The sequence below is a fragment of the Streptomyces sp. NPDC005566 genome (genome assembly GCF_040605575.1).
Classification (GTDB): domain Bacteria; phylum Actinomycetota; class Actinomycetes; order Streptomycetales; family Streptomycetaceae; genus Streptomyces.
In genome coordinates this window covers 94,983-117,063 of record NZ_JBEXDB010000017.1, presented here as the reverse complement: position 1 = coordinate 117,063, position 22,081 = coordinate 94,983, and the positions used below count along the sequence as shown (strand labels likewise).

The window sequence follows — 22,081 nt, the reverse complement described above, 5'->3', positions numbered from 1 at the left end:
CGGATCCGCCGGAAGAGGGGCGCGACCGCAGCCGCGCCCCTCCTGCCGCACAGGGGCGTCAGCGGGCCTGGGCCCTCCCCACCAGCTCACGCAGCACGTCCTCCATCGTGACCATGCCGACCAGCCGGTCGTCGTCCTCGTCCAGCACGGCTGCCAGGTGTGTACGGCTTCGCCGCAGCGCGGTCAGGACATCGTCGAGCGGCGTATTGGCCCGCACCCGGGCGATCGGCCGCATCGCCGTTACCGGGAACGGAACGTCGCGGGGCGTGGCGTCCAGCGCGTCCTTCACATGGAGGTACCCGAGAATCCGCTGCTCGCTGTCCATGACGGGAAAGCGGGAGAAGCCGGATTCCGACGAGAGCCGCTCCAGCTCCTCGGGCGTCGTCCCGACCCGGGTGTACAGCACCCGGTCGACCGGCAGCAGGACGTCCCGGACCGGCCGTCGGCCGAGTTCCAGGGCATGCCGCAGCCGCTCCGCCGAGCGGTCGTCGACGAGGCCTGCGTCACCGGCGTCCTTGACGAGCCGGGCCAGCTCATCGTCGGAGAAGGTCGCGGACACCTCGTCCTTGGTCTCCACCCGCAACAGCTTCAGCAAGGCGTTGGCGAAGGCGTTGATGGTGAAGATCACCGGGCGCAGCGCCCTGGCCAGAGTCACGAGCGGCGGTCCGAGCAGCAGCGCGGTGCGGGTCGGCTCGGCCAGCGCGACGTTCTTCGGCACCATCTCGCCGAGCAGCATGTGCAGATAGGTCGCCACGGTCAGGGCGATGACGAACGAGATCGGGTGAACCAGTCCGTGCGGCACCCCCACCGCGTCGAAGACGGGCTCCAGCAGGTGCGCGATGGCGGGCTCGGCGACGATACCGAGCACCAGGGTGCAGAGCGTGATGCCCAGCTGCGCCGCCGCGAGGAGCGCCGACACGTGCTCGAGGCCCCAGATGACGCTGCGCGCCCGCCGGTTTCCGGCCTCGGCCTCCGGCTCGATCTGGCTGCGCCGTACGGAGATCAGAGCGAACTCCGCGCCGACGAAGAAGGCGTTCACGACCAGGGTCAGCAGCCCGATGAAGAGCTGCACGGCGATCATCGTTCGTTCTCCGTCGGATCGTCGGTACCGGGCAGCGGGGCGTGCAGCAGGGCGCGCGCGGCGCGGTGCCCCGAAGCGTCCACGACATCGAGCCGCCAGCCCGTGAGCTCAACGGTGTCGCCGACCACGGGGATGCGGCCGACCTCGGTGGCGATGACCCCGGCGAGTGTCTCGTAGGGTCCGTCCGGCACCCGCAGCCCGATGGTCCGGAGCTGGTCCGTGCGGGCCGCGCCGTCGGCCGACCACAGGGTGCGACCGTCGGCGTCCTCGCCGGCGGGTGCGAGGTCGGGCGTCTCGTGCGGGTCGTGCTCGTCACGTACCTCGCCGACGACCTCCTCGACGATGTCCTCCAGCGTCACGACTCCTGCAGTGCCGCCGTACTCGTCGATGACGACGGCCATGGCGAGCTTGCCGGACAGCCGGTCCAGCAACCGGTCCACGGTGAGGGTCTCGGGCACGAGAAGCGGCTCGCGCAGCATGTCCGCGACCCGTTTGCGGGGTCGCTGCGCTGCCGGAATGGCCAGCACGTCCTTGATGTGCGCGACCCCCACGACCGAGTCCAGGCTGCCCCGGTAGACGGGAAAGCGGGAGAGGCCGGTCGCCCGGGTGGCGTTCGCGACGTCCTCCGCGGTCGCCCGGATTTCGAGGGCGGTCACCTGGACGCGCGGGGTCATCACGTTCTCCGCGGTCAGCTCGGACAGGTTGAGGGTGCGCACGAACAGTTCCGCGGTGTCCGCCTCCAGCGCGCCCTCCTTCGCGGAGTGACGTGCCAGGGCCACCAGCTCCTGCGGGCTGCGCGCGGAGGCCAGCTCCTCGGTCGGTTCGAGGCCGAAGCGGCGCAGGATCCGGTTGGCGGTGTTGTTGAGGTGGCTGATGAACGGGCGGAAGACGGCGGTGAAGACTCGCTGCGGAGTGGCGACCACCTTGGCGACGGCCAGCGGGGACGAGATCGCCCAGTTCTTCGGGACGAGCTCGCCGACCACCATCAGGACCACGGTGGACAGGGCGGTACCGATCACGAGTGCCAGCGTGGAGGCCACGCCGGGGGAGACCCCCATGGCCTCGACCGGTCCCCGGATCAGCTTGGCGATGGACGGCTCGGAGAGCATGCCGACCACCAGATTGGTGACGGTGATACCGAGCTGCGCGCCGGAGAGCTGGAAAGTGAGGCTGCGGACAGCCTTGAGTGCTCCCGCCGCACCTCGTTCACCTCGTTCGACGGCCCGTTCGAGCTCGCCGCGCTCGACGGTGGTCAGTGAGAACTCCGCCGCCACGAAAGCGCCGCAGGCGAGTGAGAGCAGCACCGCCACGAGGAGCAGAAGTACTTCGGTCATCGGTTCACCTCCGTCCCATGATCGTGCAGGGGCAGGAGGTTCGCGCGATGTCGGCGGTATCTACTACTGGGAGGCTCGCCCATGGGCGGACGCTCACACCTTTCGAGAAGTGGGACGGTTGAGGATCCATAGTAAAGGATCGGCAAAATGCCGGGTGCCCGGGGCGTCCCCGGAGGTCACCCATGGTCGCAGCAGGTGAGGTGCTTCAGTCCTCTGCCCGCATCGGATTCCGGCATGCGCGGAAGGAGGTCCGAATCCGACGGAGGCAGAGGCAGAAACAGAGGCAGAGGCAGAGGCAGAGGCAGAGTCACAGGCAGAGGGAGGCAGAGGCGTCCCACGTGTGTCTACAGCGCTTTCACCCAGCGCCGCCAGTGATCCTCGCGGTGGTATCCGGCCGCCGCCCATGTGTGGTGCGCCGCCTCGTTGGCCTCCAGGACCATGGCGTCGACCCGGCGCCCGCCCAGGGCGACGAACCGCTGCTCCGCTGCGGCATCAGGGCGGTGGCGACGCCTTGCCGGCGGTGGTCCGGGTGTACGGCGAGCCGGTAGGCGGAGCATCGCCAGCCGTCAAAACCGGCGATGACGGTTCCCGCGAGGACACCTTCGCGCTCTGCGAGGAGCAGGGCTTCCGGGTCTCTCGAGATGAGCCCGGCCACCCCGTCGTAGTCGTCGCTGATGCTTGTTCCCTCTGCGGCCTCACCCCAGAACCGCAGGACGCTGCTGATGTCGGCGAGGGTCGCGCAACGGATCGCGAGGGTTGCGGAACGGAAATGGATATCGCTCATGGGACGACCCAAGCAGAGCGCCGACCTTCTCTGCGCACCATTTCCCCGCCGAAGGAATGGTGTGGTCATGGTGTGGCCGCGCGCCCACCCCCGCCGGTTTCCGCGGTGCGGTACGCACGCCAGCCACCGTGCGCGGTGATGTCCGCCGCCCCGTGCAGCGCATACGGCTCACACAGGAAGCCAGGGGCCGTGGTGCCGTCGGCGAGGTCGATGCGGCCGAGCGCCATCGGGTGAGGGAGCTGTGCCGTCAGTATCCCCAGCCCCTCCGGGGGCAGTTCCCAGATCTCCGCCTCCACGGCTGCGCCGTCCTCGGCGACCCGTTCCAGGCCCGGCTTCGCGGGAGTCGTGTGCAGCGCGTGCAGCCTGTAGGAGGGCGCTGTCCTCGTCGTACGGATCAGCCGGGCGCCCAGCGCGAGGAGCTGTGGGTTGAGCGGCTGGCCCGTCAGGTGGGCGCCGACCACGGCGAGCTGTACGGGCGGGGTCAGGAGTACCGCGATCCGGGGCAGCCGCTCGTCGGTGTCGGCCGGGCCGATCAGCATGACGCCGAAGGGCAGTCCCGCGACGTCGCCCGCGGGGACGGCGAGCGCGCACATGTCGAACAGGTTCGTGGAGTTGGTGAACCGTCCCAGTCGGGTGTTCGCGCCCACGGGGTCGGCGGTCACTTCGGTGAGGGTGGGGTGCCCGGGCGTGGTGGGGAGCAGGAGGGCGTCGGAGTCGCCGAGTGCGTGCAAGGCCGCTGTACGGAGACGGGCCAGACGGTCCTGATCGGCGAAGAGGCGGTGCGCCGGGACATCGCGGGCCGCCGAAATGATCGCGGCCACCGTGGGGTCGAGATCCGTGGGCGTGGGAGTGCTGTCGATGAAGTTACCCACGGCGGTGTAGCGCTCGGCTACGAACGCCCCCTGGTACAGCAGGGCGGCCGCCTCGGTGAACGGGGTGAGGTCCAGCGGCCTGATCTCGGCACCTGCCGCGCGGAGCCGCTCGACGGCGGTCTCGTACGCCTCCGTCCAGCCGGGGTCGAGCGCTCCCAGCTGCTGGACGGGAGGAACGGCGACGCGCCAGGGACCCGGTGTCCGGGGAGGTACGGCGCGCGGTGCGGGCGTGCTCATCAGGCCCAGTGCCTGTTCCGCCTCGGGGAGCGTACGGGCGAACACCGTGACGCAGTCCAGGCTCGCGCAGGCCGGCACCACTCCCTCGGTCGGTACGAGACCTCGGGTCGGCTTCACACCGACGATGCCGTTGAAGGCCGCAGGAACGCGCCCCGATCCCGCGGTGTCCGTGCCGAGTGCCAGGTCGGCGATGCCCAGGGCGACCGCGACCGCCGACCCGGAGCTGGAACCGCCGCTGACGCGGGAGGGGTCGACGGCGTTGCGCACGGCACCGTACGGGGAGCGGGTCCCGACCAGACCGGTGGCGAACTGGTCGAGGTTCGTCGTGCCGATCACCAGCGCACCGGCCGCGCGCAGACGGGCCACGGCGGGAGCGTCGGCGGCGGGCTCGTACGCGTACGAGGGGCAGCCGGCCGTGGTCGGCAGCCCGGCCACGTCGATGTTGCCCTTGACCGCCAGGAGACGTCCCGACAGCGGAAGGCGTTCGCCCGCGGCGATGCGGGTGTCCAGAGCGCGGGCCTCCTCCTCCAGATCGGCGAGCGGACGCAGGTCGATCCAGATCTCGGGCCGGTCGGCTGCGCGGACACGCGCGTGGGCCGCACGGACCCGCCGGAGTACGGGGCTGGGGTCGGTCATGGTGCCACCTCGGGTCGGGGGGACAGGACGAGCAGCGGTGTTCCCGACTTCACCTGGGCGCCGGGCTTGGTGAGGATCCGGAGGACCGTGCCGTCCATCGGGGCATGAACGCGGGATTCCATCTTCATCGCCTCCAGGGCGAGCAGCGGCTGACCCGCCGTGACCGTGTCCCCCGCGGCCACGTTCAACTGCCAGACGGATGCGGCGAACTCGGCTTCCAGCAGTCGGCCGCCCTCCGGTATCTCGATCTCCACGGGCACCTCGGCCGGGGCGGACACCGCCTCGGCCCTTGCGAACTCGCCTGCCTCCTCCCAGGCGTCACGCTCGGCGCCGAACGCCGTGCCCTGCCGGGTGCGGAATGCGGCGATCGACGCGGCGTTCGAGTCGAGGAACGCCTGGTACCGCGCCAGCGAGAACTCGCCCTCCTCGATGCGCGGTACGAAGCGCCCGGACGCGATGTCCGCGCGGAGCTCGAGGAGTTCGTCCGCCTCCACCGGATACCACTTGATGCGGTCGAAGAAGCGCAGCAGCCAGGGCGAACCCGGCTCGAAGGCACCGCGCTGCTGCCAGCCCGACCACACCTGGGTCGTGCGGCCCACGAACTGGTAGCCGCCGGGCCCTTCCATCCCGTAGATGCACAGGTACGCGCCGCCGATGCCGACCGAGTTCTCGGCCGTCCAGGTGCGGGCCGGGTTGTACTTCGTGGTGACCAGCCGGTGGCGCGGGTCCAGCGGAGTGGCAACGGGCGCACCCAGATAGACGTCGCCGAGCCCCAACACCAGATATTCGGCGTCGAAGACCGTGCGGTAGACCTCGTCGACGGAGTCCAGGCCGTTGACCCGGCGGATGAACTCGATGTTCCACGGGCACCAGGGAGCGTCGTCCCGAACCCCCGCCATGTAGCGCGCGATGGCCTCCCGGGTCGCCGGGTCGTCCCAGGACAACGGCAGATGCACGGTCCGGGACCGTACGACCAGGTCGTCGGTCGGCGGGAGCGCCGCCTCGGTGCGGTGGAGCAGCTCCATGAGGCGCTCCTGCGGAAGGACCGAGGGGTCGGTCTGGATCTGGAGCGAGCGGATGCCGGGAGTGAGACCGGTGATGCCGGGGACGGCCTGCGCGGTCAGTGCCTCCATCAGCGCGTGGACGCGCATCCGCAGCGCAAGGTCCAGCTGCATCGGCCCGTACTCGACCAGGACGTTGTCGTCGCCGCTGCGGCGGTAGGTGAGGGAACCGTCCTGGAACAGGATGCCGCCGTCGACGATCGCGGGGCGCGGCGCACCGGTAATGGTCACCGGCTGGAAGCGGACCGTGTCGCCGGGGCGCAGCTGTCCCAGTTTCCAGCGTTCGCCCGTCACCACTGTCGCCGGGCAGACGAACCCGCCCAGTGAGGGCCCGTCGGGACCGAGGAGCACCGGCATGTCGCCGGTGTAGTCGACGGCGCCCACGGAGTAGGGCGTGTCATGGATGTTGGACGGGTGCAGGCCCGCCTCGCCGCCGTCGGTGCGGGCCCAGCGCGGCTTGGGACCGACCAGGCGCACACCGGTCCTGGCCGAGTTGAAGTGGACCTTCCAGTCGGCCGCGTAGAAGTCGTGGATGTCCTCTTCGGTGAAGAACTCCGGCGCTGCGTGGGGGCCCTCGGCCGCCCTGATCCGCCACACGCTACCGAAGTGCGGACGTGCCTCGTCCGGGACGGCGTCACCCGCGGTCGCGTCGGTCCCGTCGGTCCCGCTGTGCAGGACGTCACCGGTGCGCAGCGCGCGCCCGCCGTGTCCGCCGAAGCCGCCGAGCGTGAACGTGGCGGCGCTGCCCAGGAAGCCGGGGACGTCCAGGCCGCCACCCGCGAACAGGATGTAGGTCCGCAGTCCGTGCTCGGCCGGGGTCCCGACGGCGAGGGTGGCGCCGGCCGGAACGGTCAGGGGCTCCCACTGCCCGACCGGTTCGCCGTCGAGCGTCACGGGGGTGGGTGCGCCCGTGACGCAGACCGTCGTCGCATGCGTGAAGCGCAGAGTCGGGCCCTGGAGCGTGCATTCGAGGCCGGGCGCGCCCGGGGCGTTGTCCAGAGCGGTGTTGCCGAGCCGGAAGGAGAGGTCGTCCATGGGGCCCGAAGGCGGTACGCCCACCTGCCAGTAGCCCGTGCGACCGGGCCAGTCCTGCACGGTGGTGAGAGTGCCGCCGGCCACCACCTCGATACGGGGGGTCGGGTCCGTGACCGTGGCCAGGGTGGCGGTCGAGTGTGCGGCGCCCCTGACCCGGTCGTCGGCCAGCGCGGCCCGCACCAGGCCCAGATTGGTCTCGATGCCGTCGACCCGGGTCGCGGCCAGGGCCTCGTCCAGCCGGGTGAGGGCGTCGGTGCGATCGGTGCCGTACGCGATGACCTTGGCCAGCATCGGGTCGTACGAGGTCGTCACCTCCGTCCCCGTCTCGATCCAGGTATCCACACGGATGCCCTCGGCCTCGGGGAACGCGACGTGGGTCAGCAGGCCCGCGCCCGGACGGTGGTCGCGCGTCGGGTCCTCGGCGTACACCCGTGCCTCGACCGCGTGGCCGCGCGGCGCCGACGGCTCCCGCACGACGTCGGTGTCGCCCTGCGCCAGGCGCAGCATCCAGGCGACGAGGTCGACACCGAAGATCTCTTCGGTGACCGGGTGTTCGACCTGGAGGCGGGTGTTGACCTCCAGGAAGTAGACCTCCTCGCGGGCGGCGTCGTACACGAACTCCACCGTGCCCGCGGACCGGTAGCCGACCGAGGCGCACAGCTCGCGTGCGGATGCTGCCAGTCGGCCGCGGACGGCGTCCGGGAGCCCCGGGGCGGGGGCCTCCTCCAGGACCTTCTGGTTGCGGCGCTGGAGCGAGCAGTCGCGGTCGCCGAAGGTGACCACGCGGCCCCGGCCGTCGCCGAAGACCTGCACCTCCACGTGCCGCGCGTCCTCGACGAGCCGCTCCAGGAAGACCCCCGCCGAGGAGAAGGAGGCGGCTGCGACGCGCTGCACACGCTCCCAGGCGTCGGTCAGTTCCTCGGCGGACCGGCAGGCCGACATGCCGATTCCGCCGCCTCCGCCGGTGGCCTTGAGCATCACCGGGTAGCCGATGCGGTCCGCGGCGGTGAGGGCCGCGGGCAGGTCGGGGAGGAGTCCGGTGCCGGGCGCCAGGGGGACACCCGCCTCCTCGGCTGCCGCCCGGGCGGTGTGCTTGGCGCCGAACAGTTCCAGCTGATCGGCGGTCGGACCGACGAAGACGATGCCGGCGTCCTCGCAACGCCGGGCGAACTCCGCGTCCTCGGAGAGGAATCCGTATCCCGGGTGGATGGCACCGGCGCCGGTGTCCTTGGCTGCTTTGAGGACCAGATCGGCGTCGAGGTACGACTCCTTGGCCGGCGCCGGGCCGAGGCGCACCGCCTCGTCCGCGAGCCGGACGTGGGGGGTGGAGCGATCGGCGTCGGAGAACACCGCGACGGTACGCAGGCCCAGTTCGCGGGCCGTCCGGATGATCCGGACGGCGATCTCGCCGCGGTTGGCGATCAGGAGGGTGTCGAAGGTCATCGCGCGCCCTCCGTTGCCGCGGGGGCGGTGATGGTGGCCTCGACGGCTGTCGGGTCGAAGCCGTTGCACGGGTTGTTGATCTGGGGGCAGTTGGAGACCAGGACCAGGACGTCCGTCTCGGCCCGGAGGGTGACGTGCAGGCCGGGCGCCGAGATGCCGTCCACGATTCCGAGGGTGCCGTCCTTCTCGACCGGCACGTTCATGTACCAGTTGATGTTGGAGACGAGATCCCGTTTGCCGAGCCCGTGCCGGGCGCCCTCCGCGAGGAAGTTGTCCACGCAGGCGTGCTGCGACCAGGTGTGGTGTCCGTAGCGCAGGGTGTTGGACTCCTTGGAGCACGCGCCGCCGATGGTGTCGTGCCGGCCGCAGGTGTCGTCGGTGACCCTCATGAGAGGGGTGTGCTCGTTGGACATCAGCACGCTGCCGGTGGTGAGGAAGATGCTGCCCTGCGCCTGGAGGGTGTCCGGCGCGCTGTAGCGGACGGCGGTGTCCCGGGCGTCGTACACGAGGAAGTCGACGGCCTGGTTGCCGTGCAGGTCGGTGAGGGTGAGGTGCTCGCCGGCGCGGACCACGGCGGACCACGCGGCCCGTGCGGGGATCGTGGCGGAGGTGGTCGTGGCGGTGGTCCGGGTCATGCTCGCCCCCTGGCGGTGAGGAAGTCGTACGTGTTGAGGAAGGCCCTGCGCCCCTCGGGTGTGGCGTCCCAGAGCGGGTCGCCGGGACGCGTCGGCCGGGCACGCCAGGCGAGCACCTCCAGCGAGGTAGAGGTGTACGCCGGGCGGGGGTCCAGCGGATGCGGGACGTTCGCGACGAGCACCGTCAGGTCCTGCTCGGCGCGCAGTGTCACGGCCGTGCCCGCTCCCGCCGAGCCGGTGAAGTCCAGGGAGCCGTCCTCCCGTATCTCCACGCCCTGGAAGAAGGAGAGGGAGGGCGGCAGATCCCGGGGTTCGAGGCCGTTCTTGGTGGCGGCGAGCTTCAGCAGTTCACGACCGGCGGGGGAGCCGGACTGCGGAGTGCCGTCCCCGTACCGCGCGGTGTTGCGCAGCAGGGTCGACGTACCGCACAGCGCGTCGTGCCGGCCCGAGGAGTCGGCGATCACCGAAGCGAGGACACGCCCCTGGTCGGACAGGAGCAGCCGGTCCGCGCCGAGATAGGCGTTCCACTGCACCTTGACCGTGTCGGCGGTGTTCAGCCGCTCCCACGGGCGGCCGTCGGCGTACAGGAGCACATGGGCGCAGGCGTCACCGTCGAGGTCCGTGAGGCGCAGTTCCGTACCGCGGGCGAGGACGCGGTGCGTGTAGTTGCCGCCCGCGACGGTCTCGGCCCACACAGCATCGCCCGGGAGGCCGGCCGGCCAGTCGGCCGCAGGCACCACCGGCATGTCACGTGTACGGGTGACGTGTTGGGAGCGGGCGTGCTCCCGCGCTCCGTGTGTTGTCGCTGTCGCCATGGCTGGACCTCCGGTCGGCGGTGGCATCGGTACGCGGCTCGTTTCGGGGCCGCGCACCAATTTCTGTCGCTCGACAGAAATTAGGTCGCCGGGGATTCGGGTGCATTGCCCGTCCATTGCGGACGCGTTACCGACCGCTCACCAAGATCCGCGGAGTCCGCGATGTGCGACGATCGGCCTCATGCCTCCCACCGGAAGAAAGGTCGGTCGCCCGCGCGCCCAGCAGCGGCCCGACAGCGGTCTGTCCGCGCGAGACGAACTGCTGAGCGCGGCAGCCGAACTGTTCACCAGCCGCGGGTACTCGGCGACCACCACCCGGGCCGTCGCCGAGCGGGCGGGCATGCGCCAGGCGACGATGTATCACTACGTCGCCGGCAAGGAGGATCTGCTCGCGGAGCTCCTCGAATCCACCGTCACCCCGTCGCTGGCGGTGGCACGGCGGCTGCTCGCCGACGACGCGACCAGCGCGGAGGACCGGCTGTGGGAGCTGTGCCGCTCGGATGTGGCACTGCTGTGCGCGGGCCCGCACAATCTGGGCGCGCTGTACGTGCTGCCCGAGGTGCGGACGGAACGGTTCGCCGGATTCCATCGCGTCCGGACCGAGCTCAAGGACGCGTACGGGCAGCTGCTGGCCGGCACGGAGGCGTGCGCGGACCTCGACAAGGGTGAGCTGGCGCTGCGTACCGATCTGGTCTTCGGCCTGATCGAAGGTGTGATCCTGGTACACCGCTCGGACCCGGAGCGGTCGGCCGACGTGTTCGCCGCCGCGACGGCGGACGCGGCGCTGCGGATCGCCGGGGCGCGACGCGACGGGTAGGGCACACGGCGGCCCCGGACACCGGCGGTACTGCCGGGATCCGGGGCCATCGGGTTTTTCAGCGCGCGGAAGCGGCTCGCTTGCAGTACGTGCGGTACGCGGCGCCGAGGACGACCGTGCCGGTCAGGAACAGGACCGTGAACCACTGGAAGTACCAGTGGCCGCCCGCCGGGTCGTAGACCTCTGCCCTGGGCCAGGCGAGGTTGACCGTCATGAACAGGCCGTAGAGCAGAGCCAGAACATTGACCGGCAGGCCCCAGCGCCCCAGTGAGAACAGCGGTTTGCCCGCCTCGTCCAGGGCCTCGGTGCGGGACTTGTACGTGCCGCGCAGCCGACGGACCAGGAGCGGGCCGGTCACCATCGAGTACGCGAGGTACAGCATCACGATGCACGTGGTGCCGATGGCCAGGAACGCGTCCGGCGAGGAGAAGTTGAGGAGCAGCAGCGCCGCGGCGAGTACCCCGACGACCACCGCGGGTGCGGTCGGCATCCCGGTGCGCCGGTTGACCTTGGACAGCAGTCCGGAGCAGGGCAGTTGGCCGTCACGGGCCATCGAGAACAGCATCCGGCACGCCGCCGTCTGGACCGCCAGCGTCGCCACCACGATGGCGACCACCACATCGGCCAGCAGAACCCGGCCCAGGCCGTCGCCCAGGCTGCTGGTCAGGACGTAGCTCATGCCGTCGGCCGCGAGGTTCCCGTCCGTGAGACTGGGCGCGGCCAGCAGCCCGCCCAGTACCAGGAGGCCGCCGAGCAGGCCCGCCGCCCCGAGCGCGGACAGGATCGTGCGCGGGGCGGTCCGGCGAGGATCGCGGGTCTCCTCGCTCATCTCCCCGGCGCTGTCGAAGCCGATCATCACGTACGCGGCCGTGAACGAACCCACCAGCAGGGCGCCGAACAGGCCCGTCTCCGCGCCACTCGTGTGAAAGGTGATGCCCGGACTGCGCTCGGAGTGCGTCAGCAGCAGCACCACGATCAGGACGGCACCGATGATCTCGGCCGTCACCCCGATCCGGTTGATCACCGACATGACGCGGTTGTCGATGACGTTCACCCAGGTCGTCAGAACCAGCAGAAGCGTACCGAGGACCGCCGCGTTGGCCGCCCCGGTCGGCGACAGCGGTGACGGGTCGCCGCCGAGTATCTGGAAACCGGACCAGATCGGGGGCATCACCATCTGGAGAGCCAGGGCCGCGGCTGCCACCACCACGACCTGACCGATGACCATGATCCAGCCCGCGAACCAGCCGAAGGTCAGATTGCTGAGCCGGGACGACCACTGGTAGATCGCACCCGAAATCGGGTAGCGGGCGGCGAGTTCGGCGAAACACGCGGCGACCAGCAGCTGTCCGGCCAGCACGGCCGGCCAGGCCCAGAAGAAGACCGGGCCGCCGAAGGCGTAGCCGACGGCGAAGAACTGGAAGACCGTCGTCAGGACGGAGATGAACGAGAATCCGGCGGCGAAGGAGGCGTACCGGCCGAGGCTGCGGTGCAGTTCCTGTCGGTAGCCGAACTCCTCGAGGGAGGAGCCGGCTTCCGCGGCCGGGGGTACGGGCGGGTCGGGACGTAGGTCGGCGGGGGCGGTGGCGGCCATGGCTGGACCTGCTCTCAGGGGGAGGGCGGACGGGTTCCGGGAGCGCGGGGCAGTCGGCCGAAGCCGTATTCCTGTCGGACGATAGAAATTAGGGAGAGGGTGTTTCCGCCGGATGACGCAGTCGTGTCCGCGCGGAGCCGAAGCGCTCACTCCGGCACGGGGCGCGCCCGCAGCCCGCAGGTGTCCACCACTCGGATGCGTGCGACGCGAAGAGGGAGGCGTGGCGGCGTATTCGCAGCTCACCGATGCCTCGCCGGGCCGTGTGCGGCCGCGCGTCCGGCGGACGGCGGTCACCGGTGCACGGGACACGTGCCGGTTCCTCTTGCCGGTGCTAGCACAGGCACGCTAGCGTGATGGTGTGCCCAAGACTCAGCTGAACGTTCGAGTGGACGAGGCCACCGCCGAAGCAGCGCGACAGCGCGCGCTGCAGCGGGGGATGAGCGTGAACCGCTACATAGAGGAGCTCGTCAGACAGGACGCGGGCGAGGTGGGACACACCTTCGTCGAGGCCGCAGCCGACTTCATGAAGCAGTACGAGTCGGTGTTCGCCGAAGAGTTCGGCACGGAGCGCAAAGGCAGCCGTTGAACCTGCAGATCGACCTTTCCTGGCTGCTCATGGTCGCCGAGCACAAGACGCCCGGCGATCCGCAGGTCGTCGACTGGGGTGCCCTCGTAGCGGCAGTCGGCCGGCACGAGGCGGAGATCTTCGGCAGCCCCGTCTACAGCGATCCGCACTCCCGGGCCGCAGCCCTGCTGCAGCTGCTCCTCCACGTACCGGCTCTGGAGCACTCCAACGCGATGTTCGCGTCCGCAGTCGCCTACGGCTACCTCATCGCGTCGGGGCTCAAGGTCATCACATCGCCCGAGCAGGTCCGCGACCTGGCCCTGCTGGTGAAGGAGGGCAAGGCGGATGTCCGGGCCATCGCGGACGAACTGCGCCAGTGGACGCTGTGACGGTGCAGGCTGCGCCCACGGGACGCGTATCAGGGTCCACGGCGGCGAGTTCGAGTGCAGGGCCGTGTGCCCGAGTCCCCGTGGCGGCGCGCCTGCGTCCGCGGCCGTGCGCCGGGGTGCCTCAGTCCACGGCCATGGGGCGCCGGGCCACCCCGAGTACGCAGGGTGAGGACGGCAACTGCACACCGCGTTCCGGGATCCGCAGCCTGCGGTACGTCCCCAGCTCGAAGCCGGCCGCCCGGATCGCCGCAAGGGTGTCCCGCGCTGTGTGACAGCCCCCGAAGAGCAGCGGCCAGACGGTCCGGTCCACCGCGCGCTGAGCGGTCGCCAGCGCCCGGCCGGACGCCAGCGTGTGCTCGAAGAAGCGCAGTTCACCGCCCGGCCGCAGCACGCGCTTGATCTCACCGAGAGCCCGGGGCAGATCCCGGACGGTGCACAGGACGAGCGAGGCCACGGCCGCGTCGAAGGCCTCGCTCTTGACCGGAAGTGCCTCGGCCGTGCCCGGCACCACATCGACCGGGACCTCCGCACGCAGGCCGGCCCCGGCCGCCAGCTGACGCAGGCTGCGCTCGGGTTCGATCGCCACCACCTCGGAGACGGCCCCGGGGTAGTGCGCGAAGTTGAGGCCATTGCCCGCGCCGATCTCGATGACCCGGCCCGAGAGCCCGGACAGGAGCTCCTCGCGGTGGGCGGCGATGCCGCCCTTCAGATCGGCGGTCACGCTCATCCGGGCGTAGAACCGGGCGAAGACCGGGTGGTGCACCGCATCCCGTGGAATCTTCGTGCTGCGCAGGTGCGTGACGGACCTCGGCATGACGGACCTCCTCGAGGGACAGGTACGGCTACCTCGATTCTCCCCCGTACTGGCCCGCTCAGCCGCTCAACGGCCGTACCCGTCCCCGCCGAGCTCCGGTGCAAGCCAACTCGCGGCCCGCGCACGGAAGTCGGCCGGAGACAGCGATCCCGCCCCGGCCGGCACCGCGCCGAGCAACGGGGCGCCCGCCACGACCGGAAGGTCGTCGAGATTGCAGCGGGCGGCGAGATCCGGTTCGAGCGGCATGCTGCCCACCACCACGCCGAGGCACTCGATGCCGCGCGCCCGCAGTGCCTCGGCCGTGAGCGCGGTGGCGTTCAGGGTCCCCAGGCCCGCGGGCGCCACCACCAGCACGGGTGCTGCCATCAGGCGTGCGGCGTCCGCGAGAGTGGCACCCTCGTCGTCGAACCGGACCAGCAGTCCGCCCGCACCCTCGACGAGCACCAGATCGTGCTCCGTCGCCAGTTTCTGGGCGGCTTCGGCCACTTCGTACGGGCGCACGGGCGCCATACCGGCACGGCGCGCGGCCGTCGCCGGAGCCAGCGGCTCCGGGAAACGTGCCAGTTCGACAGCGGTCACATGGGCGCCCGCCAGCCGTACCACCTCGGCGGCGTCCCCCGGTTCGCCGGGGGCCAGTCCCGTCTGGGCGGGCTTGAGCACCGCGACCCGGCGGCCCCGGAAGGCCGCGGCCACCGCGGCTGTCACGACCGTCTTGCCGATCTCCGTGCCCGTACCCGACACCACCAGAATCGTCATGTCACCCTTCCCGCGCAGCCGCGCACACGGCCCGGCAGATCCGTGCCACATCGTCGTCGCCCGTCACATAGGGCGGCATGGTGTACACGAGGTCGCGGAACGGCCGAAGCCAGACGCCCTCGCGGACCGCGGCACGCGTCGCGGCCGTCATGTCCACCTCGTGATCGAGCTGTACCACCCCGATCGCGCCCAGCACCCGTACGTCCCGGACACCCGGCAGACCGGAGGCCTCCGCGAGGCCGTGCCGCAGTCCCGTGCCGATCCGCTTCACCTCCTGCTCCCAGTCCTGGCCCAGCAGCAGCTCGATGGACGCGGAGGCCACCGCCGCCGCGAGCGGATTGCCCATGAACGTCGGCCCGTGCGCCAGCACTGGCACCTCTCCGCTCGAGATGCCCTCCGCCACCCGTGAGGTGCACAGCGTCGCGGCCAGCGTCAGATAGCCGCCGGTCAGAGCCTTGCCGACACACATGACATCGGGGGAGACCCCGGCGTGGCCGGCTGCGAACAGCTGCCCCGTGCGGCCGAATCCCGTCGCGATCTCGTCGAACACGAGCAGTACGTCGTTCTCGTCGCACGCCTCGCGGAGCACCCGCAGGTACGCGGGCGAGTGGAACCGCATCCCGCCGGCACCCTGCACCACCGGTTCCACGATCACCGCGGCCAGTTCATCGGCGTGCTCCGCGACGATCTCCCGCAGATGACGTACGTAGGCGTCGTCCGGCTCGGCGTCGAAACCGTCCGGCGGAGCGTCCGCGAAGATCTGGCGAGGGAGGGCCCCCGACCACAGTTCGTGCATCCCGCCCTCGGGATCGCACACCGACATCGGCTGCCAGGTATCCCCGTGATAACCCCCGCGCCACGTCAGCAGCCGGTGTTTGGCGGGCCGCCCGGCCGAGCGCCAGTACTGCAGGCACATCTTCACCGCGACCTCGACCGAGACCGATCCGGAGTCGGCGAGGAAGACGTGCTGCAGCGGTTCCGGAGTGATCTCCACCAGCCGGGTGGCCAGCCGGACGGCGGGCTCGTGGGTGAGCCCGCCGAACATCACATGGCTCATCCGGTCCAGCTGGCCGCGAGCGGCCTCGTTGAGAACCGGATGGTTGTAGCCGTGTACCGCCGACCACCAGGAGGACATGCCGTCCACCAGCTCGCGGTGCCCTTCAGCGGGTTCCGCCAACCGGAGCCGCACACCGGACGCGGACTCCACGACCAGCGGCTCCTGACGGCCCGGCATCGGACCGTAGGGGTGCCAGACGTGGGCCCGGTCCAGGGCACGCAGCCGTTCGGGCGCGAGCGGTTCAGGCATTGGGCGCGAGGTCCGTCCCGGCACCGCGGCGTCGGACCGCCACCAGATCCGTCCGTGCCGCCGGGACCTCGGCGTCGTCCGCGGCCGCCCCGGGAGCGTCACCGCAGGGTGCACAGCCGCCGTCGTGCGAACCGCAGCCGCCGCCCACCTGGGCGCGGTGCTCGGGAAGCGTCGTCGTGCCGGCCCCCTCCACCTCGAAACCGGCGTCCGCGATCATGTCGAGGTCGGTCTGACCCGACTGGCCCTCACTGGTCAGGTAGTCGCCCAGGAAGATCGAGTTGACCAGGTTCAGGGCGAGCGGCTGCATCGAGCGCAGATGGACCTCGCGCCCGCCCGCCAGACGTACCTCGACGTCCGGGCAGACGAACCGGACCATCGCCAGAATGCGCAAACACCGCTGAGGGGTGAGGTGCCAGTCCTTGGCGAGCGGGGTCCCCTCCATCGGAATCAGGAAGTTCACCGGCACCGAGTCCGGGTTGAGCTCGCGCAGCGAGAAGACGACGTCCACCAGATCGGCGTCGGTCTCGCCCATGCCCGCGATCAGACCGGAGCACGCCGAAAGGCCCGCAGCCTGGGCCTGCTGCACGGTATCCACCCGGTCGGCGTACGTGTGGGTCGTCGTGATGTCCCCGTACGTCCCCTCCGAGGTGTTGAGGTTGTGGTTGTACGCATCGGCGCCCGCGGACCTGAGGCGGTCCGCCTGGCCCTCGGACAGCAGACCGAGGCAGGCGCACACCTCGACGTCCTCGTGCTGCTCCTTGATCGCCTCGATGGTCTTCGACACCCGGTCGACGTCCCGGTCCGTCGGCCCGCGGCCGCTCGCCACCAGGCACACGCGCTTCGCGCCGCCGGCCACCCCGGCGGCCGCGGCCTTCGTCGCCTCGTCCGGCTTCAGCCAGGTGTACTTGAGGATCTCCGCCTTGGAGCCGAGCCGCTGCGAGCAGTACGAGCAGTCCTCGGGACAGAGCCCGGACTTGAGGTTGACCAGATAGTTCAGTTTCACGCGCCGCCCGAACCACTGGCGGCGCACCTTTCCGGCCGCGGCCACCACGTCGAGCAGTTCGTCGTCGGAGGTCGCCAGTACGGCGAGCGCTTCTTCACGGGTCGGCAGTTCGCGCCGCAGCCCCTTGTCCACCAGCGTGTTCAGCAGGTCCATGGACCTGATCCTTACGTACGGCACGGCCTCCGGCCAAGGAGGAACCGGACAGGAGAGGCGGCCAAGGGTGTGTGTATTGCCACATCCTGACCAGCTGCGCACCGGGCTAGGGTCTGTGAGCTGCCTACAAAAGGGACCCTCCCATGCCCTTCGCCCCGTTCGACTGGATCGATGACGAGGCCCGTCGCCGTGCCGCCGCCGGACTCGTCCGGACCCTGCGCCCCCGGCCCGCCGAAGCGGAACTGCTGGACCTCGCGAGCAACGACTATCTCGGCCTCACCCGGCACCCCGAAGTCACGGCCGCGGCGGCGGACGCGGCCCGGCGCTGGGGGGCCGGCGCCACGGGCTCACGGCTGGTCACCGGGTCCACCGCGCTGCACGCCGAACTCGAACGCGAGCTCGCGGACTTCTGCGGGTTCGAAGCGGCCCTGGTGCTGTCGTCCGGCTATGCGGCCAACCTCGCCGCCCTCACCGCACTCACCGGACACGGCTCGCTGATCGTGTCCGACGCGGGCAACCACGCCTCGATCGTCGACGGGTGCAGGCTCTCGCGGGCTGCCACGGCTGTCGTGCCGCACGCGGACCCCGACGCCGTGCGCAAAGCGCTCCAGGCGCACGACGGACGTGCGCTGGTCGTCTCGGACTCCGTCTTCTCGGTGGACGGCGATGCCGCGCCGCTGGCGGAGCTCGCCGATGTCTGCCGCGCCGAGGGCGCGGCACTTCTCGTGGACGACGCACACGGACTGGGCGTGCTGGGCGCGGGCGGACGCGGAGCGCTCGCCGCCGCCGGGCTGGCCGGCGGCGAAGGCATCGTCGCCACGCTGACCCTGTCCAAATCCCTGGGCAGCCAAGGCGGAGCGGTCCTCGGCCCAGCCCGGGTCATCGACCATCTGGTCAACACGGCCCGTACGTTCATCTTCGACACCGGTCTCGCGCCGGCCGCGGCAGGCTCGGCCCTGGGTGCTCTGCGGCTGCTCCGCCGCGAACCGGAACGGGCGGACAGGGCCCGTGAGGTCGCTGTCGACCTGTACGACCGGCTGACCGCGGCAGGTCTGACAGCGGTACGCCCCGACGCGGCGGTCGTCTCCGTCCGCGCGCCGTCCGCGGAGGAGGCGGTGCGCTGGGCGGCGGACTGCCGCACGGCCGGTCTCGCGGTCGGGTGCTTCCGGCCTCCGTCGGTACCGGACGGGATCTCCAGGCTGCGGCTGACCGCACGGGCCGATCTGAGCCGTGAGCAGATCGCGACCGCGGTGGCCACGATCGTGGCATCGGCGCCCTCCCGGGTCAGCTGACCCGGCGGTCACCCAGCCCGGCGACGAAGGATGTCCAGGCCGTCGCCGAGAAGCGCAGCGGGGGCAGGTCCACGTCCTTGGAGTCGCGTACGGCGAGATGTTCTTCGCCGAGCCGGGCAGCCTCCACGCAGTTGTTCATCCCGGTGCTGCGACTGCTGCGGCGCCACCGCAGTGCGTGCTGTGCGAGACGGTGCTGTTCGAGACGGTGCTGTGCGAGACGGTCGGACATCGTGCCCCCCTCGGGCAGTCTGTAGGTCCGGTCAGTCGCCGCGGCTGACTGCGGCGATGAGGTCCAGCGATCGCTCCGGCGACAGCGCGTGAGCCTGCATCGTGCGGAAGGCCGAGCTGTACGCCTCGAGGTCTTCTCTCCGCTCCAGATAGAGACTACTCGTCAGATGGTCAAGAACGACCACATCCAGATCAGAAATGTTCGGGAAGGAGAAGATAACGAAAGGCCCCGTGAGGCCGATATAGCTGCCGGCCTCGAAGGGCAGTAACTGTAGTTGCACGTGGGGTAGTTGAGCGGTGTGTGCCAGATGGTCGAGCTGTTCTCTCATCACCTGGGGGCCGCCGACTCCGCGCCGCAGCACGGCTTCGTCGAGCACAACGCTCAATTGCAGCGGGCGCTGCGCGTAGAGCACCCCCTGGCGGGCGAGCCGGACCTCCACCAGGGAGTCCAGCTGCCCCGGCGGCAGCCCGTCCAGCGAGGACCGGGTCACCGCCCGTGCGTAGCCCGCGGTCTGGAGCAGTCCCGGGACCACCGAGGTCTCCAGGGTGCGGGCGGCTCCGGCCTGGGACTCCAGACTGATGAAGTCGCGGTACTGGGGCGGGATGAGGCCCCGGTAGGCATGCCACCACCCGGTGCCCCCACCGCCCGCCGAGCCCGCGAGTACCTCCAGGAGGGACCGGAGGTGAACGTCGTCCACGTCGTAGGCGTCCAGCAACCGGGTCACGTCGCGGGGAGTCACTCCACTCGCACCCGTCTCGATCCGGCTCACCTTCGACTGGTGCCAGCCCAGCAGACGGGCTGCCTCCCGGCTCGTGAGTCCCGTGGTGTGGCGCAGACTCCGCAGCTCCTCCCCGAGCTTGCGTCGGCGTACCGCCGGGCCGTGCCGCATGCCTGCCTCCTTCCGCTCTGCGGGGGAGCCGTCCCGTACCGGGTCCGGCTCGGAAGGGGGCCAGTGTTGCGCTCGTATACGGCTTCCGGGGCAGAGTTCACCGTATTGGGCGACAGATATATGCATATCTTGATGGATTGACGTTACAGAGGGCGGCATCAGTGGCACTCTGGCGCGAAGCACAATCCAGGCCGATCGCAGGTCGGTCAGGGCGGGAAAGGGACGGCGTCGCCATGGCAGACCATCAAGAAGCAACCGTCACTCTGCCGAGCGACCCGGTCTCGGTCTCCCGGGCCCGGAGGTACGTGGCCGACGTTCTCGCCGGCTGGGGCCTCCCCGACGGGACCGACGCCGCCGACACGATCCGGCTGATCGTCTCGGAACTCGCCACCAACGCCGTCCAGCACACCTTCGGGCAGTCGCCCACGTTCACGGTGGATCTCCGCCTCGACCGGGACATCGAGCTCTATCTGGGAGTGACGGACAGTCACCCCCGCTGGCCCCAACGGCTACCCGCCGCAGTCCAGCAGGACAACGGCCGCGGGATGGTGATCATCAGGGCCCTCGCCAAGGAGTGCGGCGGCCGGCTGAGCGTCAGCCCCACCCCGGACGGCGGCAAGACCGTGTCGATCGCTCTTCCCTGGGCCGTGCCCGCTCAGGCCTGACGTCACCGCACCCCCGTGGCGCGGCCGAAGCCGCTGCGCAGCAGTGCCCTGAGTGTCGCCGCCGCGGCCGTCGACCGGTCGCCGCGGTGCACCACGGAGATCGTCCGGCGGAAGGCAGAGGGGTCGAGGCGCCGCACTGCGAGCGGCGTCGGAGACATCGACGCAACCATCTCGGGCACCACGGCCACGCCGACGCCCGCGCTGACCAGAGCGCACACCAGCGCGTAACCGGGGGACTCGCACACCACGGCAGGTGTCGCCCCGGCATCGGCCAGTGCGCGCTCCACCCCCTGCCTGGGGGGATGCGCGGGTGCACTGCTGATCAGCGGACGGCCCGCCAGCTCGGCAACCGGGAGTCGGCCGCTGCCCTCGGACAGCGCCTGCCCCACGGCCGTGATCAGTACGAGCTCCTCGACCAGCAGTGGCTCGGCGGACACCCCGGCGGGCAGCGGATCGGCGACAGCCGGTTCGTACGCATGGGTCAGCGCCAGATCCACGTCTCCCGCGGCCACGGCGGCGACCCCGCCGGGCGGCTCGTAGTCGGTCACGGTGAGTTCCACGTCCGGGTGGGCACGCCGGAACGCACTGAGCACCGGCGGCAGCAGATGAATGCCGGCCGTGGTGAAGGTGCCGACCCGCAGCCGCCCTCCCGACAGTCCCGCGAGCCGGGCCAGCTCGTGCCGCGCCTGGTCCATCTCGTCCAGGACCCGTCGGGCACGCCCGGCCAGCAGTTCACCGGCAGCCGTCAGGCGCGCCCCGCGATGGTGGCGCACCAGCAGGGCGGCCCCGGCCTCCCGCTCCAGTTTCGCGAGCTGCTGGGAGAGGGCGGGCGCTGTGTAGCCGAGCCGCGCGGCCGCCTTCGTGATCGAACCGGCCTCGGCGACCGCCACGAGTGCGGCCAGCCGCGTCGGATCGTACATAAAGCATTCCTTTTGGCAGACCCAGAAGATTGCAAGTACACGCTAAAGGGCCGGCCGGGTCAGGGTGTACCCATGGACGCACAACTGCTCGCTTTCGTCCCGGTCGCCGCGGGAATGGTCGCCCTGCCCGGCGCGGACTTCACCGTGGTCGTACGCAACGCCCTCGCCTCGCGCCGGACCGGCATGGCGGCGGCGCTGGGTGTCGCCGGGGGACTGCTCGTGCACACCGCGCTGGCCGTCGCCGGACTCGCGGCGGTGCTGGTGGCGATGCCCGTCCTGTTCCGCACCGTGCAACTGCTCGGTGGTGCCTATGTGCTCCACCTGGGAGTGAGCGCCCTGTACGCGGTCCGGCGGCGGGCGGTTGCGGGCGCCTCCGCACCGGATGAGGCGCCCGCAACCGAGCTGGGGCCGGTACGGGCACTGCGCCAGGGCTTCCTGACCAACGCCCTGAACCCGAAGGCGCCTGTGCTCTTCCTCAGCCTGCTGCCCCAGTTCGTCCCCGACGGGCAGCCGCCGCTTCCCAGAACCCTGCTGCTGGCGGCCGTGGTCGTGCTGCTGGCGCTCCTCTGGTTCCCGGCCGTGGCCCTGTTGGTGGACCGCCTCGGCCGATGGCTGCGCCGGCCGCGTACCGCCCGCGCGATCGAGGGCGGCAGCGGCGCGGCGCTCACGGCGCTGGGGCTCGTGCTGGTGACCGGGCCCCTGCTGCACTGACTCGGCGCGGGACCGGCCCCCGGGTGGGACCGGCCCCCGGGTGGG

The 22,081-nt window shown here is 71.0% G+C and carries 20 protein-coding genes and 1 pseudogene; 6 read left to right on the top strand and 15 right to left on the bottom strand.

Going from position 1 to position 22,081, the window contains the following annotated elements; translation table 11 throughout:
* Nucleotides 1-58: 58 nt before the first annotated feature.
* From ABZS61_RS25775 to ABZS61_RS25745, 7 genes and pseudogenes are all read right to left on the bottom strand, one after another.
* On the bottom strand, nt 59-1,081 hold the full coding sequence (locus ABZS61_RS25775; protein ID WP_356425801.1) for a hemolysin family protein: 1,023 nt from the start codon (nt 1,079-1,081) through the stop codon (nt 59-61).
* A complete protein-coding gene (locus ABZS61_RS25770) occupies nt 1,078-2,415 on the bottom strand; it encodes a hemolysin family protein (RefSeq protein ID WP_356425798.1) in 1,338 nt (445 codons plus the stop codon). The genes ABZS61_RS25775 and ABZS61_RS25770 overlap by 4 nt, the downstream gene beginning before the upstream one ends.
* Before the next feature lie 344 nt (nt 2,416-2,759).
* Nucleotides 2,760-3,199 (bottom strand): annotated as a pseudogene (locus ABZS61_RS25765) (GNAT family N-acetyltransferase).
* 65 nt (nt 3,200-3,264) lie between these two features.
* Nucleotides 3,265-4,944 carry an allophanate hydrolase gene (gene atzF / locus ABZS61_RS25760; RefSeq protein ID WP_356425795.1) on the bottom strand — a complete coding sequence of 560 codons (1,680 nt, stop codon included), beginning with the start codon at nt 4,942-4,944 and terminating at the stop codon, nt 3,265-3,267.
* Nucleotides 4,941-8,483: a 5-oxoprolinase/urea amidolyase family protein gene (locus ABZS61_RS25755; RefSeq protein ID WP_356425792.1), complete on the bottom strand. Its 3,543-nt coding sequence runs from the start codon at nt 8,481-8,483 to the stop codon at nt 4,941-4,943. The genes atzF and ABZS61_RS25755 overlap by 4 nt, the downstream gene beginning before the upstream one ends.
* A complete protein-coding gene (locus tag ABZS61_RS25750; RefSeq protein ID WP_356425788.1) occupies nt 8,480-9,118 on the bottom strand; it encodes an urea amidolyase associated protein UAAP2 in 639 nt (212 codons plus the stop codon). Before ABZS61_RS25750 ends, ABZS61_RS25755 begins: the two co-directional genes overlap by 4 nt.
* Nucleotides 9,115-9,933: an urea amidolyase associated protein UAAP1 gene (locus ABZS61_RS25745; protein WP_356425785.1), complete on the bottom strand. Its 819-nt coding sequence runs from the start codon at nt 9,931-9,933 to the stop codon at nt 9,115-9,117. The genes ABZS61_RS25750 and ABZS61_RS25745 overlap by 4 nt, the downstream gene beginning before the upstream one ends.
* A gap of 181 nt (nt 9,934-10,114) precedes the next feature.
* Here ABZS61_RS25745 and ABZS61_RS25740 point away from each other — a divergent pair, with 181 nt between their 5' ends.
* Nucleotides 10,115-10,750, top strand: coding sequence for a helix-turn-helix domain-containing protein (locus tag ABZS61_RS25740; protein ID WP_356425782.1), 636 nt, complete (start codon nt 10,115-10,117; stop codon nt 10,748-10,750).
* Between the two features lie 58 nt (nt 10,751-10,808).
* Here ABZS61_RS25740 and ABZS61_RS25735 read toward each other — a convergent pair whose 3' ends face one another.
* Nucleotides 10,809-12,344 carry an amino acid permease gene (locus ABZS61_RS25735; RefSeq protein ID WP_356425779.1) on the bottom strand — a complete coding sequence of 512 codons (1,536 nt, stop codon included), beginning with the start codon at nt 12,342-12,344 and terminating at the stop codon, nt 10,809-10,811.
* Between the two features lie 358 nt (nt 12,345-12,702).
* On the opposite strand from ABZS61_RS25735, the gene ABZS61_RS25730 reads away from it, so the two are divergent.
* Both ABZS61_RS25730 and ABZS61_RS25725 read left to right on the top strand, forming a co-directional pair.
* Nucleotides 12,703-12,930 carry an antitoxin gene (locus ABZS61_RS25730; RefSeq protein ID WP_356425776.1) on the top strand — a complete coding sequence of 76 codons (228 nt, stop codon included), beginning with the start codon at nt 12,703-12,705 and terminating at the stop codon, nt 12,928-12,930.
* Complete coding sequence (locus ABZS61_RS25725; protein WP_356425773.1) at nt 12,927-13,298, top strand: fic family toxin-antitoxin system, toxin component; 372 nt, start codon at nt 12,927-12,929, stop codon at nt 13,296-13,298. Before ABZS61_RS25730 ends, ABZS61_RS25725 begins: the two co-directional genes overlap by 4 nt.
* A gap of 121 nt (nt 13,299-13,419) precedes the next feature.
* Here the strand turns inward: ABZS61_RS25725 and ABZS61_RS25720 are convergent, their stop codons facing one another.
* From ABZS61_RS25720 to bioB, 4 genes are all read right to left on the bottom strand, one after another.
* Entirely contained in the window at nt 13,420-14,112 is a 693-nt protein-coding gene (locus ABZS61_RS25720; RefSeq protein WP_356425770.1) for a class I SAM-dependent methyltransferase, read from the bottom strand.
* A 66-nt stretch (nt 14,113-14,178) separates the two neighbouring features.
* Nucleotides 14,179-14,868, bottom strand: a complete 690-nt coding sequence (gene bioD, locus ABZS61_RS25715; protein WP_356425767.1) for a dethiobiotin synthase — start codon at nt 14,866-14,868, stop codon at nt 14,179-14,181.
* Nucleotide 14,869: 1 nt separating this feature from the next.
* Complete coding sequence (locus ABZS61_RS25710) at nt 14,870-16,174, bottom strand: adenosylmethionine--8-amino-7-oxononanoate transaminase (protein ID WP_356425764.1); 1,305 nt, start codon at nt 16,172-16,174, stop codon at nt 14,870-14,872.
* Nucleotides 16,167-17,330 (bottom strand): biotin synthase BioB, encoded by a 1,164-nt coding sequence (gene bioB / locus ABZS61_RS25705; protein WP_356425761.1) that lies wholly within the window; start codon nt 17,328-17,330, stop codon nt 16,167-16,169. The genes ABZS61_RS25710 and bioB overlap by 8 nt, the downstream gene beginning before the upstream one ends.
* Nucleotides 17,331-17,473: 143 nt before the next feature.
* Between bioB and ABZS61_RS25700 the strand changes: the two genes are divergently transcribed.
* A complete protein-coding gene (locus ABZS61_RS25700) occupies nt 17,474-18,622 on the top strand; it encodes an 8-amino-7-oxononanoate synthase (RefSeq protein ID WP_356425758.1) in 1,149 nt (382 codons plus the stop codon).
* Here the strand turns inward: ABZS61_RS25700 and ABZS61_RS25695 are convergent.
* The gene (locus tag ABZS61_RS25695; RefSeq protein WP_356425755.1) at nt 18,615-18,851 is read right to left on the bottom strand and encodes a DUF397 domain-containing protein; all 237 of its coding nucleotides are present in this window, start codon (nt 18,849-18,851) and stop codon (nt 18,615-18,617) included. The genes ABZS61_RS25700 and ABZS61_RS25695 overlap by 8 nt on opposite strands.
* 31 nt (nt 18,852-18,882) lie before the next feature.
* A complete protein-coding gene (locus ABZS61_RS25690) occupies nt 18,883-19,740 on the bottom strand; it encodes a helix-turn-helix transcriptional regulator (protein ID WP_356425752.1) in 858 nt (285 codons plus the stop codon).
* A 233-nt stretch (nt 19,741-19,973) separates the two neighbouring features.
* On the opposite strand from ABZS61_RS25690, the gene ABZS61_RS25685 reads away from it, so the two are divergent.
* On the top strand, nt 19,974-20,405 hold the full coding sequence (locus tag ABZS61_RS25685) for an ATP-binding protein (RefSeq protein WP_356425749.1): 432 nt from the start codon (nt 19,974-19,976) through the stop codon (nt 20,403-20,405).
* Nucleotides 20,406-20,407: 2 nt separating this feature from the next.
* Here the strand turns inward: ABZS61_RS25685 and ABZS61_RS25680 are convergent, their stop codons facing one another.
* Entirely contained in the window at nt 20,408-21,325 is a 918-nt protein-coding gene (locus ABZS61_RS25680; protein WP_356425746.1) for a LysR family transcriptional regulator, read from the bottom strand.
* Nucleotides 21,326-21,397: 72 nt separating this feature from the next.
* Between ABZS61_RS25680 and ABZS61_RS25675 the strand changes: the two genes are divergently transcribed.
* Nucleotides 21,398-22,036, top strand: a complete 639-nt coding sequence (locus ABZS61_RS25675; RefSeq protein ID WP_356425743.1) for a LysE family translocator — start codon at nt 21,398-21,400, stop codon at nt 22,034-22,036.
* Nucleotides 22,037-22,081: the final 45 nt, after the last annotated feature.

Coding starts and splice junctions, on each gene's coding strand:
- ABZS61_RS25775 (WP_356425801.1), bottom strand. CDS start 1,081: ATGATCGCCGTGCAGCTCTTCATCGGGCTGCTGACCCTGGTCGTGAAC.
- ABZS61_RS25770 (WP_356425798.1), bottom strand. CDS start 2,415: ATGACCGAAGTACTTCTGCTCCTCGTGGCGGTGCTGCTCTCACTCGCC.
- atzF (WP_356425795.1), bottom strand. CDS start 4,944: ATGACCGACCCCAGCCCCGTACTCCGGCGGGTCCGTGCGGCCCACGCG.
- ABZS61_RS25755 (WP_356425792.1), bottom strand. CDS start 8,483: ATGACCTTCGACACCCTCCTGATCGCCAACCGCGGCGAGATCGCCGTC.
- ABZS61_RS25750 (WP_356425788.1), bottom strand. CDS start 9,118: ATGACCCGGACCACCGCCACGACCACCTCCGCCACGATCCCCGCACGG.
- ABZS61_RS25745 (WP_356425785.1), bottom strand. CDS start 9,933: ATGGCGACAGCGACAACACACGGAGCGCGGGAGCACGCCCGCTCCCAA.
- ABZS61_RS25740 (WP_356425782.1), top strand. CDS start 10,115: ATGCCTCCCACCGGAAGAAAGGTCGGTCGCCCGCGCGCCCAGCAGCGG.
- ABZS61_RS25735 (WP_356425779.1), bottom strand. CDS start 12,344: ATGGCCGCCACCGCCCCCGCCGACCTACGTCCCGACCCGCCCGTACCC.
- ABZS61_RS25720 (WP_356425770.1), bottom strand. CDS start 14,112: ATGCCGAGGTCCGTCACGCACCTGCGCAGCACGAAGATTCCACGGGAT.
- bioD (WP_356425767.1), bottom strand. CDS start 14,868: ATGACGATTCTGGTGGTGTCGGGTACGGGCACGGAGATCGGCAAGACG.
- ABZS61_RS25710 (WP_356425764.1), bottom strand. CDS start 16,174: ATGCCTGAACCGCTCGCGCCCGAACGGCTGCGTGCCCTGGACCGGGCC.
- bioB (WP_356425761.1), bottom strand. CDS start 17,330: ATGGACCTGCTGAACACGCTGGTGGACAAGGGGCTGCGGCGCGAACTG.
- ABZS61_RS25700 (WP_356425758.1), top strand. CDS start 17,474: ATGCCCTTCGCCCCGTTCGACTGGATCGATGACGAGGCCCGTCGCCGT.
- ABZS61_RS25695 (WP_356425755.1), bottom strand. CDS start 18,851: ATGTCCGACCGTCTCGCACAGCACCGTCTCGAACAGCACCGTCTCGCA.
- ABZS61_RS25690 (WP_356425752.1), bottom strand. CDS start 19,740: ATGCGGCACGGCCCGGCGGTACGCCGACGCAAGCTCGGGGAGGAGCTG.
- ABZS61_RS25685 (WP_356425749.1), top strand. CDS start 19,974: ATGGCAGACCATCAAGAAGCAACCGTCACTCTGCCGAGCGACCCGGTC.
- ABZS61_RS25680 (WP_356425746.1), bottom strand. CDS start 21,325: ATGTACGATCCGACGCGGCTGGCCGCACTCGTGGCGGTCGCCGAGGCC.
- ABZS61_RS25675 (WP_356425743.1), top strand. CDS start 21,398: ATGGACGCACAACTGCTCGCTTTCGTCCCGGTCGCCGCGGGAATGGTC.